The 12820-nt window shown below is 43.5% G+C and carries 11 protein-coding genes; 5 read left to right on the plus strand and 6 right to left on the minus strand.

What is annotated here, in order from left to right:
- Window positions 1-182: 182 nt before the first annotated feature.
- From HZA08_10925 to HZA08_10945, 5 genes are all read right to left on the minus strand, one after another.
- Window positions 183-1352, minus strand: a complete 1170-nt coding sequence (locus HZA08_10925) for an efflux RND transporter periplasmic adaptor subunit (protein ID MBI5193938.1) — start codon at window positions 1350-1352, stop codon at window positions 183-185.
- Window positions 1353-1638: 286 nt separating this feature from the next.
- Window positions 1639-2967, minus strand: coding sequence for a TolC family protein (locus tag HZA08_10930; GenBank protein MBI5193939.1), 1329 nt, complete (start codon window positions 2965-2967; stop codon window positions 1639-1641).
- A 468-nt stretch (window positions 2968-3435) separates the two neighbouring features.
- Complete coding sequence (locus HZA08_10935; GenBank protein ID MBI5193940.1) at window positions 3436-6726, minus strand: M4 family metallopeptidase; 3291 nt, start codon at window positions 6724-6726, stop codon at window positions 3436-3438.
- 332 nt (window positions 6727-7058) lie between these two features.
- The gene (locus tag HZA08_10940) at window positions 7059-7391 is read right to left on the minus strand and encodes a hypothetical protein (protein MBI5193941.1); all 333 of its coding nucleotides are present in this window, start codon (window positions 7389-7391) and stop codon (window positions 7059-7061) included.
- Window positions 7388-7687 (minus strand): hypothetical protein, encoded by a 300-nt coding sequence (locus HZA08_10945; protein MBI5193942.1) that lies wholly within the window; start codon window positions 7685-7687, stop codon window positions 7388-7390. The genes HZA08_10940 and HZA08_10945 overlap by 4 nt, the downstream gene beginning before the upstream one ends.
- A gap of 150 nt (window positions 7688-7837) precedes the next feature.
- On the opposite strand from HZA08_10945, the gene HZA08_10950 reads away from it, so the two are divergent.
- The 5 genes from HZA08_10950 to HZA08_10970 all read left to right on the plus strand — a co-directional run bounded on the left by HZA08_10950 (window position 7838) and on the right by HZA08_10970 (window position 12147).
- Window positions 7838-10612, plus strand: a complete 2775-nt coding sequence (locus tag HZA08_10950; protein MBI5193943.1) for a UPF0182 family protein — start codon at window positions 7838-7840, stop codon at window positions 10610-10612.
- Window positions 10613-10691: 79 nt separating this feature from the next.
- Window positions 10692-10979 (plus strand): DUF4258 domain-containing protein, encoded by a 288-nt coding sequence (locus HZA08_10955; GenBank protein ID MBI5193944.1) that lies wholly within the window; start codon window positions 10692-10694, stop codon window positions 10977-10979.
- Window positions 10976-11254 carry a YgiT-type zinc finger protein gene (locus HZA08_10960; protein ID MBI5193945.1) on the plus strand — a complete coding sequence of 93 codons (279 nt, stop codon included), beginning with the start codon at window positions 10976-10978 and terminating at the stop codon, window positions 11252-11254. The genes HZA08_10955 and HZA08_10960 overlap by 4 nt, the downstream gene beginning before the upstream one ends.
- 36 nt (window positions 11255-11290) lie before the next feature.
- Entirely contained in the window at window positions 11291-11548 is a 258-nt protein-coding gene (locus tag HZA08_10965) for a hypothetical protein (protein ID MBI5193946.1), read from the plus strand.
- Window positions 11545-12147, plus strand: a complete 603-nt coding sequence (locus HZA08_10970; protein MBI5193947.1) for a hypothetical protein — start codon at window positions 11545-11547, stop codon at window positions 12145-12147. Before HZA08_10965 ends, HZA08_10970 begins: the two co-directional genes overlap by 4 nt.
- Before the next feature lie 218 nt (window positions 12148-12365).
- On the opposite strand, the gene HZA08_10975 is transcribed toward HZA08_10970, so the two are convergent.
- A complete protein-coding gene (locus HZA08_10975; protein ID MBI5193948.1) occupies window positions 12366-12530 on the minus strand; it encodes a hypothetical protein in 165 nt (54 codons plus the stop codon).
- Between the last annotated feature and the right edge of the window lie 290 nt (window positions 12531-12820).

Here is a 12820-nt window from a genome sequence, read left to right on the forward strand (position 1 = left end):
GGATCATAACAGAATCTTACACTATGAACAAACAGCGTAAAATGTTTTGACTATGGGAAGATATTAATAAAATTATTACAATAGGTTAGCGACTACTCAACCATCAAGGATCGTTTTGCCGAGTTCAGGAGGTCTGACCTAACCTCCCCTTGTAAAGGGGAGGGATGCTATCTGTGGTTACTTTAGAAGAACCTCGGCCTCTGCTCAGCCTGTTTCTGGTTTTTCACGGCTATTGATTCTACTATTACCTCTTGTCCTTCTCCTATCCCACCGGCTTTGAGTTCCGTATAATTTCCATCACTGATACCTGTCGCAACCTTTACACGTTTTGCATTTCCCTTTTCCAATGTATATACTCCGGGCCCCTTTTCTTCCCGCCTGCCGGTATCTTTTGCTTTTCCATTTTCCGTCAGCTTAAACCGCAATGCTGCATTCGGTATCTTTACGACATCCTTCTTTTGTGCTGTGATTATTGATACATTGGCAGTCATGCCTGGTTTGAGTTTTAGCTCAGGGTTACTGACCATAATTACAGCATCATACGTAACCACATTCTGCACAGTAACAGGGGCATTCCTTACCTGGAAGACCCTGCCCTTGAAAGTAGTCTCAGGATAAGCATCTACTGTAAATTCCGCACCCTGTCCGTTTCTTATCTTGCCGATGTCGGCCTCATCCACACTGGTATCTATCTGCATCCTGGTTAAATCCTGTGCAATGGTAAATAACGTCGGGGTCTGAAAACTTGCGGCAACCGTCTGACCCGCATCTACATTACGTGATACAACAGTCCCATCCACAGGAGAAACTATCTTTGTATAACCAAGATTTGTCTCAGCAATTTTAAGTGCGGCCTCAGCCTGTACTATCTGTGCCTTCACAACACCAATCTGTGCCTTTGCTGTTTCATAGTTGGTCTCTGCCGTATCCTTTTCACCCCTTGCAATCAGGTTTCTTGAAAATAGTTCTTTATTCCTGTCGAAAGTCCGCTTAGCATCAGTAAGTGCAGCCTCAGCCTTATCCAGATTTGCCTTTGCTGAAAGAAGATTTGCCCTTGACTGCTCTGCCTGTGCCTCAAATACAGAAGGGTCTATCTCTGCTATGAGCTGACCTTTCTTAACCGGTGAATTAAAATCAATGTAGATATGTTTTATTGTCCCTGAGACCTGAGTCCCCACAAGGACAGTGGTTACGGCATTTACCGTCCCGGTTGCAGTAACAGCCTCCTGTATGTCACCCTTTAATATCTTTGCAGTTCTGAACTTCTGTTCTTTGGAATTATTTTTGAATAGAAATAGTCCTGCTGCACCGGCAATTAGAACGATAATAATTACAATCAGTATCTTTTTCATCCAAGAATCCTCTCCGGCGGGGTAAGAAAACCCCGCCTATCCACATATAGATTGAGGATAGGCGGGGTTTTCTTGTCCCGCTGATTTTCATGGCCATTTATGAAACCCCATCCCCACCCTAACCCTCCCCTTGAAGGGGAGGGGATAAAAACTAAGCACCCTCTCCCTCAGGGAGAGGGCCCGGGTGAGGGTGGGGTTGTTTCATCCTGAGCCTCATTTTCATCATCCTTTGTGAGCCGAAGGCTCATGAGGGTTCATCAGCAATCTTATTTCTACCTTCTTGCTTCTAACTTCTATCATCTAACTTCTTACTTCTGCTCTTCCCCATGGCCTTCTCAATGTTTGCCTGCGAAATCTTATAATCATAGAGGGCCTGTATATAGGTTGTCTTTGCATTGGTTAATACCGTCTCTGCATCTGTAACCTCAATAGGGCTGCCGACACCGGCATCATACCTCCCCTTTGCTATATCCCGGTTTTCCTCTGCCTGCCTTACTGTCAGCTCTGCCGCAGGTATCCTCTCCCCTGCCTCATGCAGATTTAGATATGCCTGCTGTACCTCAAGGAATACGTTCTGACGTAATAATTCTTCATTTGCCTTTAAGACACTCAGGTTTGCGGATGATTCCTCTACCTGATATGTTGTGGAGTAGCCGCTGAATATTGGAAATGAAAGGGTTGCTCCTATGTTCCAGCTCTTATTGTCATTAATGGAACCCAAACTCTCTCCTGTCCAATTATATGCAGCATTACCTGTTATTAGCGGATAAAATCCTTTCTCAGTAAGATCAATGGAGTATTCCGCAGCACGTACCTTTGCACTGATTGACCTTATATCAGGCCTGTATTTGTATGCCTCTGACAGTGCTTCTTCGAAGGTTATCGGGAAGCTTTGAAATGTGAGATTATCTTCAATACTATATTCCGGTGCATCTGGAAGCCCTATTGCATTATTGAGGTTTGCAACGGCAATTTTAAGTGCATTTTCAGATTTGATCAGGCCCAGCCTTGCATTGCTCAGATCAACCTCCGCCTTTGTAACATCAAACCTGGGTTTTGTGCCGACCTCGTAAAAACCCTTTGCCTGTTCAAGATGCTGTTCAAATTGTTTAACCGTCTCATTAGCAACACCCCTGTTCCTGCGGGCCTGCAATACTCCGTAATACGACTTTTTGACATTTAATAATACCTGCTCTGATATATTCTCAAGGTCTGAACGCGAGGACTCCAGATTCAATTCCTGAATAGTAACCTGAGAAGACGTTTTTCCGAAATCATAGATATTCTGATTAAGGGAAAGACTGCTTGTATATTGATTAGTATCTGCTGTATTTGTACCTGATGGAGTAGTCTTAGATTCTGCAGATAACCTCTTATAACCTGCTGACCAGTTCAACTGCGGATAGTAATTTGCAGACGCCTGTCCTATCCTTCCCTGATTGGCATTGACCGTATTCTTTGATGCAATAATACCGGGGTGCCTTAATAAAGCAATCTCCATACACTTTTCAAGATTTATAGAGTCCCCTTTATTTATCAGCTCGTCCGCCACTGCCTCAAACGGTGTAATTAGAACAAGCAGCAAAATTATTGCAGATATAAGGTAATATTTCATTCGAAAATCAACCCCATCCCCACCCTACCCCTCCCCTTGAAGGGGAGGGAATCAATATAGCCCCCTCTCCCTCAGGGAGAGGGGCCGGGTGAGGGTGGGGTTGTTTCATCCTGAGCCTCATTATCATCCCCCTTTGTGAGCGCCCCGCTCATGACGGTTCATTCGAAAATCTCCTCCGGCGGGGTAAGAAAACCCCGCCTATCCATATCTACGAGGATAGGCGGGACATTCCTGTCCCGCTGATTTTCATGTACCTTTGTGAGCCGAAGGCTCATGACGGTTCATTCGAAAATCTCATTTTTAACCACAGAGGCACTGAGACACAGAGATTTTTTATTTATAAATCTCAAATCTTTTCTCTGTGCCTCTTGTGTCTCTGTGGTTAATTTTCATTACCATTTGTGAACCGAAGGCTCATGACAGATCACTCGAAATTCCTTAAAAAATTACCACGTATAACAAATAACCTTACCTGTAGTTGACTGTACAATCCACCCCAAAGGGTTGTGAAATAGTATAGGCAGCCCGGTATTTTATATTCCGTGGCCCGCCTACCAACGGAGTAAGATCAAAGGACGTCCACCAGCGTACTCCAAGGGTAAGGTCTGTGCCGCTTGTATATGATGTATAACTATCTCTTATGTATGCACCGGATGCGTCTCCATCCTCGGTCCTAAGCGTTTCTATTCGTCCATCATCTGTTTCTTTTTGTAGGACTGCCTTTATAACAGTACACCGTGGTGGTAACATCCTTGTTGCATCCCATCCGGATGGTCTGACAACGTCAACATCGTCTGCATGAAATGGATTATATAGATGTTCATTCCATTCGGAAACAAGTGGTGGAATAATCTCAGTACCAATCGGTGTATAACATTGACCGCTATCCGTCAAACCCGGACCAAGAGCTAATACCGGTAATGGCAGATATGTAACGCTTCGGAAGCTGTTCTGCCACCAGTGTATCTTCATCTCAAGGTCTTCCCCTCCCTGATGCCAGTCCTGCGGGTCAAGGCTGACCCCAAAGTCACCGTGGTAGTTATAACGATACCCATTGCCTGAGTCCGCAGCATTCTCACCTGTAGGGGTTTGAACCCTTATCCTGACATCCTGAACACTACATCCATTGTAAAGCCTCGTGCCTCTGAACCATGTATCATCACCATCAGAGCCTAATAACCCTGCAGGGTGATTCCACCATCCGGACTCAATATTCGGGGCAATTCCGACCTGCTGAAAGGCAGACAGCACTGCACTGCAGTCTCTGTTTGTCAGCTCATCATTAAATGTATGGCTGCTGACATCAGAATTAATCCATGTCTGACAGGAGTTAAATACACCGATCATCTGGTCTGAAAAACCTGACCAGTTACGCAGATAAAAATTCAGTGCATAGAAATACAGGGCAGCGACTTTATCCATACCAACCCTGTCAGAGAGCAGGACTGCGGCCCTGTTTGGGATACCGCTATTAATATGCACTCCCCCTGCGTCGTCATTATTATTATTATTATTTGCGAAATTGGTAAGACATGCTGAACCCCTGTAGCAATCACCATCCATAGTACCTGGCTGGTTTGAAAACCCTGCTGCGCCTGGATTTCTCATATTCCTCCGAGCACCAGGGAGATTAACCGCTGCAGACGCCCATACCTCACCATGAATCCATGGGGTAGCTGCATTAAGATATACCAACTCCCCAAAGACATCAGAGTATGACTCATTGAGTGCACCGGATTCATCTGCATAAGTCAGATTTGCAGTCTCCCTTGTTACGGCATGGAATAGCTCATGTGTCACCACGTCAGAGCCATTCCCAAGATTGGGACAGAAACCAAGGTAGCTAGGTACAGGTCCAAATCCCGGTACACTGTGAGCATTGGAAGTTCGACCTGCACACGTTGTTCCCTGGCTAAAGAGGTCTGTTGCTATGTCGCCGAGGTTTATTATTGCAGGCAGGCTTCCCCCATTCGGATCCCACGGCGGACTCCCTTCGTACACAATAGGGAAAAGTCCATTTCGCTGCCCATCTACAAAATACCTGAATGCACCATTCAGAGAATCTCTTACCGCTTTAGCCTCTGTATCATTATTATAATTCGCCTCCTGTGCCTGACCTGTCATATAACTATTCTTCATATACGGCACCTCAGCACTGCCTCCGGCATTATATACACGGGGTGTCTCCGACTCAATAGTCCGGTAGCTGTAAAGTACATTACCATTAAGTGCATCCACATACCCAAGCCAGCCATTGACGGCTATCTTCCATGACAGCCTGTTCTCAAGGGGCTTTTCTCCTCTGTATCCTTTAACAATCTTTCCGGGGAATATTCCGAGTTCAGAAACAACCTCAGTATTATTTGTAGTTACCTGATTCTCCATTGCGTTCACGATATTATTTATATTAACAGGGTCATTACAGTTTTCTTTGCAATTACTTAATGCTATCTGTTTATACAACGACTTAAAAGCCTCAGGCTTTTGTACTGAAGGCTCTGCAGGGAGGTATAGTTGAGGAACGAAATTCCCTGTTACAGACAACAGCTTTTTGTCGGGCGATACATCAAAATTGAGTCCTGACCCGAATACAGGCATATCAGCGTACTTCTGTTCAGTAGTAATATGAAAATTGCCGAACATGTCACGCTTTACCTTACTAATCTTTAATTGCTTCCGTGGATCGCCTGTAAGGAAGATAGCCGGATACTCCTCAAGGAATTTATAAACTACCTCCTGAGGAAGGACATCATTTTTCCCGAAATTAAGGTCAAGTCCGCCAAAATGGACAAAGGAGTAATAATCCGGAACCCCTGTCTGTTCACTGATATGATACCTTGGGATTCCATCCACATGCGGCGTGCATGACACTGTCTCTCCCCTCTGTCCGTCTCTGATAAGTTCAGGGATTATAGTAACATTCCCGTTAGTTGCATCAACAAAAAGGTTATTCCTCATACCCGACCGCTTATCTTCTATAATAAAATGCCATGCAAGAATATCCTTCTTATCAGGCCCCGATAGATTATGATGGGAAAGGATAGTCAGACCTCCTTTTAACTCACCGGCCTGTTTGGGATTTAATGACTTGAATGCAAGACTACGCGCCTTTTCAACTGATATAGAGGGTTTAATTGATTTGACATTTGCGTCATGAATATAGCGTCCGGCAATGCCTGACGTGCTGCCGTCATTTCTAACAATCAATGAAAGACCTGAACCCCACACCGGTACATCATCAATAACATGCTGGAACCGCAATATAGAACAATCGCCCCGCATTTCAGGAGACGCTACCGGTCTCAGTGTCTTTGTATCAGATACTTTCAGTAAGGTTCCATACTTTGCTATCAGTTTTAACCCATTCTCAATTCTATTACTCCCTTTCACTTCATCTCCTGCAAGGTCAAACTGGATAACCCTTGGGGAGTGAATATCTTCCCATACACCAATATTTTCTATGCCCTTCCTTGATACCCCTTCAAGCTCTTTCACCTGTTTCAACTGAGACTCAGAGAGATAACGAACCTGCGGAAGTACAGAAGGTTTCTCATCAGGCTTTGTATCGGATTTACGATCAGTCTTAAGCTCATCCTTTTTTGGAGGAATCTCCTCTTTATCCGGTGTGCGTGCCTTCTCTTCTCCCTCCAGTGCCTTGAAAAGGTCACCCGAACGGCCTTTCACCCCTTTCTCTGCTGCATATAGAACACTGCTGATACTTAATAATATAATCAGACATGCGAGTATTTTTTTTACCATCAGACTTCCTCCTGTGTTATATCTTCGCTTATTGTTATAACTGGAATTGCCTTGTTTAGGTTGAAGAATATTCTATGTTGGATATGCCTGCAACGAGATAGATATTACACATCAACTCCAATCAAGTCAACACGAATCATTCTATTATATTGTCATGTGCGGTAACAAGTATCCGGTTCGTTGAAAGCCATTAGCAGGATGTCAGAACAATTTTTCAAGAATACTGATGGAGTCCTATAGGCCTATAAGAGAGGAAAAACAAAACCACTGGATAATGACCGCCTATGAAACAAGGACAACGGAATGTTTCTGGAAATGCTATATTTTCAGGCTTAAAGCCATTTAGTCTTATTTTCTTCCAAATGTTTTATGAAATCATGAAAAGATGTCGGTTGATGCGGTAGGTGAGCCTCCGGATTTTCAAATGAATGAAGATGCCAGTTCCTGGTATTGTCCACTCCGTATATTCTCTTATCATTTTTGATCAGTGCAAATGAATGTTTGTCCGTCTCAGAGTTAAAGAATATTTCGATAAAAGTGTTATTATCTATGTTTGCCCTGATTTTTATCACCGGGTCTTCATACAGAAGAGTTTCAAATCCTGTTATAAAGTAACATAATGAACAGGCTTCTATTATCTCTTGAGAAAATTCGGATATATTCATAGAATATATTTTAATATTTCTTCGAGCTTACCCTTACGGGATACAAGACCTTCCCATTCTAAATAATCTTTTTCAACAGAGTAACTGAACTGATCAGGTATCATTTCTGACTGGAATTTCATATCAAATTCTTTGAAAGGCATAAGGTATTTTTCTTCAAGCCTCTTAATCTCAGAATGGATTTTTTCCAGACGGTGTTCCACAGCATCTCTTATAATATCGTGAATAGCCAGTTCCACTTTGGGTTGACCTGTAATGTCAGATAATGCCTTTGCTATATTTGGAGAAATACTCATAAACGCCTCCTGTTTAAATTGTCTGTTATTTCTTTTCACGATTTCATAGTTATAGTAGCTTAATAAAAACAAAAAATAAAGTTAGAACTTTAAATTTAACCTCATTCTATAACATTCGACTAATGATGCCATGTTGTGTATAATGCCTCAATGATCTCAAAAAAACTTATTTCATACATCATCTACAGCGTTATATTGCTGGTTATTTTTATAGTACCCAACTTCCTCGGTCTGCTGACGGACTGGTATTGGTTTCAGGAGATCGGCTTCAGTAATATTTTCAGCACAATCCTTATTACAAAGATATTTATGGGATTGGGCGTTGGTATTCTGAGCTTTGTCATCATCTACTTCAACCTCTCGCTGGCGAAACGGCTTGTTGTGTCAAAGCCGTTGATTGTCCGGATGCCGCAAGGCGGCGGGGCGGAGACCGGCATGGTGAAAAAGATGGATCTGACAAGATTCATTAATACATTCGCCTTTCCTGTATCACTTATACTTGGATTATTCACAGGACTGGCCGGTGCCGGCAGTTGGGAAACAGTGCTTAAATATTTTAACGCAACACCGTTCGGCGTGCAGGATCCCATATTCGGCAGAGACATTTCTTTTTACTTTTTTGATCTGCCGTTTGTTCATCTTTTAGTCGGGCTGGGGTTCTGGCTTATTATTGTATCTCTAATCGGCTCTGTAGCGAGTTACGCACTGCGGGGCGCTGTTGTCTTCAATTACCCTGGCCCAGGCACTGGCGCTGGAATTATGAAGTCCTTATTCATAGATAAATCAGCGAAGATGCACATTTCAATTCTTCTTGCCTTATGGTTTGTTTTAACAACCTATAAAATTTATGCCATCAGAATCCCCTATCTGCTCTACAGCTCTGCAGGCCCGTTTACCGGCGCGAGATTTACGGACATCCACGCCATGCTCCCTTTTCTGAAGATACTTATTTTTATTGCAATTGCTGCGGCGATTCTGGTGATTATAAACATATTCAGATCCGGCTATAACCTCATTGTCCTTGCTGTTGTTTCTTATGCCCTCGTCTCCATCATCGGCGGTCTGGTCTACCCAGCCCTCCTGCAGAAATTTGTTATTGCACCTAATGAACTTATCAAAGAAACACCCTTTATCAAACATAATATCGAGGCCACGCAAAAGGCTTATGCATTGGATAAGATAGTAGAACGCAATCTTACAGGCGAGGCAGTCCTTACAATGGCGGACATCAACAAGAACCGCTCCACCATAAAAAATGTGCGGTTATGGGATCGTGAACCGCTGCTTGACACATTCGGCCAACTGCAGGAAATACGCACGTACTATGATTTTATCTCTATTGATAATGACCGCTACCGTTTTGACGGCGACTTCCGCCAGGTTCTGCTTTCTCCAAGAGAGCTTAACCCTGCAAGCCTGCCTCAGCGTACATTTATTAATGAACACTTAACCTTTACTCACGGCTTTGGCCTCACCTTAAGCCCTGTCAATGAAGTTACCCCAGAGGGCCTGCCGGTGCTCTTTTTAAAAAACCTGCCTCCGGCATCAAGTGTGGCATCGCTTTCAGTGAGCCGGCCGGAGATATACTATGGAGAACTTGCAAGCAACTGGGTAGTGGTGAACACTAAGACAAAAGAGTTTGACTATCCTTCAGGTGATGAAAATGTATTTGCAGAATATAAAGGAACCGGTGGAGTGCAAATCGGATCCATGTTCCGTAAGGCCCTGTTTGCCATGCGATTCGGGTCATTGAAGATCCTTTTGTCCAATGATATTACACCGGACTCAAGAATAATGTATTACCGCAATATCGAGGAAAGGGTCCAGCGGGCATTGCCCTTCCTGAGACTGGATAATGACCCTTATATGGTAGTCACCAAAAAAGGGGAGTTGAAGTGGATATATGACGCCTACACCACCTCAGACCGCTACCCTTATGCCGAAATGCTTGGTGACTCAACCGGTTCTATAACCGGCAATCGCCTCAATTACATAAGAAATTCCGTCAAGGTAGTGATTGACGCATATAACGGCAAGATGGCGTTCTATATTGCCGACAAAGAAGACCCTGTTATCCGGACTTATGCAAAAATTTTTAAAGGTTCTTTTCTCCCGCTTAATGAGATGGGTGAAGACCTGAGGTCACACATCCGTTATCCAGAAGACCTGTTTGCATACCAGACAGCCCTTTATACTGTGTACCACATGGATGAGGCACAGATTTTCTATAACAAAGAAGACCAGTGGCAGATACCGGTTATTGCCGGAGGAAAGCAGACTGACACGTCATCTATGATGAGGCACATGATTATGAAACTGCCCGGTGAAATACAGGAAGAGTTCATCTTAATGATCCCGTTTACACCCAGAGGCAAAGACAACCTCTCAGCATGGATGGTAGCGCGTAATGACGGAGATTTTTATGGGCAGTTGATGGTGTATCGTTTCCCCAAACAAAAACTGGTTTACGGACCTGCCCAGATTGTCAACCGCATCAACCAGGACGCAGAGATCTCCCGCCAGATTTCTCTATGGGATCAGAGAGGGTCAGAGGTTATCAGAGGCAACCTCCTGGTAATCCCGATTGAAGAAGCCCTCATATATATCCAACCGATCTACCTGCGTGCCGAAGGCGGCAAAATCCCTGAACTGAAAAGGGTAATCGTGGCGTATGAAAACCGCATTGCCATGGAAGAGACACTTGATGCTGCTCTGTCATCAGTGTTCGGCGGCAGGGTCACTACAGAAAAAGAAACAGCCGGAACTGTTACCAGAGAGCCGGTAGTTGCGAAGATAGGCCAAGAGGCACTCCAACAAGCAAGAGACCATTACAACCGCGCCCTCGAAGCCCAACGCCGCGGCGACTGGGCACTATACGGCGAGGAGATAAGAAAGCTTGGGGAGCTGCTGAGGGGGGGAAAGTGATTTGCAAAGAGTTATGGCTGTAGACTAACACAAGTAGAGACTATGCTATAATAAATGGGAAAAAGAAGGGTTATTATTATTGGCTATTATTGATGTAATTAGAGAAAAACTAAGGAATCAGGAATATGAATTTGCTCTTCCACACTTCTTTGAAGAGTTGGCGAATGATAATCTTATTTTTGCAGATATTGAAATGGCCATTACCAATGGAGAAATAAATCGGAAGTTTACCAGAGACCCCAGAGGAACACGTTATGAGGTTGTTGGCCCTGCAACAGACGGAAGAAAGATCGCTGTCATTTGCAGAATCAAGAGCACAGGAAAACTATTATTAATCACAACGTATGCTTTGGAGGAGCGAAAATGAAGACAAGAGTTACAGGATATGATTACGGAGAATGTGAAATTTGCGATACCCCTTTGCAAGAGAGGTATATCAAACAGGATTTCTGGATTCATGGAGAACTAATTGTTGTGGAAGGCGTGCCTGCCGGAGTATGTCCCAGATGTGGAGAGAAAGTTGTAAGGGCTGCCGTGGGGCAATGGGTTATAAAGACACTGGAAAATTCAGAGCGAATCGCAAAGGCCCCAAGGATTTCGGTTCCAACTATTATTTTTGATGCAGAGGAAGCAAAAGTTTAATCAGCAGCCTTTCATCGAGGTTAGAGGTACGGAAAAATGATGCAGCAATCTATTGATACATATCCAGAGGCTGAAAATATTCAAATCTCTTTGATTCGTAAGGCAACAATAGCGAAGAGAGTATCCCGCACACGTTCGTTTTCTCAGAGCATCATTCAGCTTTCAAGAAAAGCAATCAAGCGGGCGAATCCGAAATTAAATGAGCGAGAATTAATATTGACCTTTATTGCTTATCATTACGGAACTGAGCTATCTGATCGTCTCCGTGAATATCTGGATCAAAAGGCATTATGAAACCTCCGGACATATTAGCCGCTATAAAACCTGTAATTGAAGCCTTTGAAAATTTAGGCGTTTACTATTATATCGGAGGTTCTGTTGCCAGTTCTGCTTACGGTATAGCCCGCGCAACTTTGGATGTAGACATGGTATCAGACTTAAAAAACCAGCATGTGCATTCTTTGGTAACAATGCTTGAAGCATCTTATTACATTGACGAAGAAATGATTCTGGAGGCAATTAAAAACCGTGCTTCATTCAATCTGATCCATCTTGAAACTATGCTCAAAGTGGATGTTTTTATCCTTAAAGAAGGGCTTTATCACAAAGAATCTTTCAAGAGACGAAGAAAAGATAGCTTGGATGAGGAGGAGGCATCAGTCGAATTTTACCTTGCGTCTCCTGAGGATATTATTCTCAACAAACTGGACTGGTATCGTATGGGAGGATGTATATCTGATCGCCAATGGCATGATGTTGTAGGTGTTTTGAAGGTACAGCAAAGTTTACTGGATATGGAATATCTTCAATACTGGGCATCAGAATTAGAGCTTACAAAACTGTTAAAACAGGCATTGCGTGATGTGGGAATAAAACCAGGTCAGGAACTATAAAAACAGACACTACATGGGCTAAATATAAGAGGCTCTTGCAAAAGTCGTCATTCCCGTGAAAACGTGAATCCATAGGTTTTTTGGATTATAAAGACACTGGAAAATTCAGAACGAATCGCAAAGGCCCCAAGTATTTCGGTTCCAGCGATTATTTTTGATGCAAAGGAAGCAAAAGTTTAATCTGACATGACCAATCCTGCTTCTTCTTCTCTGCATAATTACGGCACTATCTCAAAGGCATCTATACTTATATTGTGCCCTGTAGCGCTTGGGTTTTTCAAACCTGAGACCTCAATAGTAATAGTATGGCTGCCTGGTAAAAGCCTCATCTTCTGATAAATAATCTGTTGATATTTGGACACCGGGCTATATTGGTCTGCCATTACCCCTGTATACACCCCATCTATGTATATCTTTGCCTTACCCTTATTTGTCCCCTTTGTGCCAATCCACCTGACACCTGTGCCTGTAAATGAAAACTCGGTTTTTGCTCCAATGCGCCAGGAAGCCTTTACGCCTTTGTTGCTGCAACGTCAGACCTCCTGACCTCGTGGAATTTGTTAAGATACCAGTTCGTAAACCAGTCGCAGATTTGTGCCCGGAAATACTGTTTCTGTTGAATTAAGTTCTTCACACAAATATCGTATGGACTCACTGCTCATGTGATTAGCCA

The organism is Nitrospirota bacterium, from assembly GCA_016212215.1.
In the GTDB taxonomy this organism is placed as follows: Bacteria; Nitrospirota; 9FT-COMBO-42-15; order HDB-SIOI813; family HDB-SIOI813; genus JACRGV01.

Bases quoted from the DNA above. Each gene is read 5' to 3' on its own strand.
- HZA08_10925 (MBI5193938.1), bottom strand. From the start codon at position 1,352: ATGAAAAAGATACTGATTGTAATTATTATCGTTCTAATTGCCGGTGCA.
- HZA08_10930 (MBI5193939.1), bottom strand. From the start codon at position 2,967: ATGAAATATTACCTTATATCTGCAATAATTTTGCTGCTTGTTCTAATT.
- HZA08_10935 (MBI5193940.1), bottom strand. From the start codon at position 6,726: ATGGTAAAAAAAATACTCGCATGTCTGATTATATTATTAAGTATCAGC.
- HZA08_10940 (MBI5193941.1), bottom strand. From the start codon at position 7,391: ATGAATATATCCGAATTTTCTCAAGAGATAATAGAAGCCTGTTCATTA.
- HZA08_10945 (MBI5193942.1), bottom strand. From the start codon at position 7,687: ATGAGTATTTCTCCAAATATAGCAAAGGCATTATCTGACATTACAGGT.
- HZA08_10950 (MBI5193943.1), top strand. From the start codon at position 7,838: ATGATCTCAAAAAAACTTATTTCATACATCATCTACAGCGTTATATTG.
- HZA08_10960 (MBI5193945.1), top strand. From the start codon at position 10,976: ATGAAGACAAGAGTTACAGGATATGATTACGGAGAATGTGAAATTTGC.
- HZA08_10965 (MBI5193946.1), top strand. From the start codon at position 11,291: ATGATGCAGCAATCTATTGATACATATCCAGAGGCTGAAAATATTCAA.
- HZA08_10970 (MBI5193947.1), top strand. From the start codon at position 11,545: ATGAAACCTCCGGACATATTAGCCGCTATAAAACCTGTAATTGAAGCC.
- HZA08_10975 (MBI5193948.1), bottom strand. From the start codon at position 12,530: ATGGCAGACCAATATAGCCCGGTGTCCAAATATCAACAGATTATTTAT.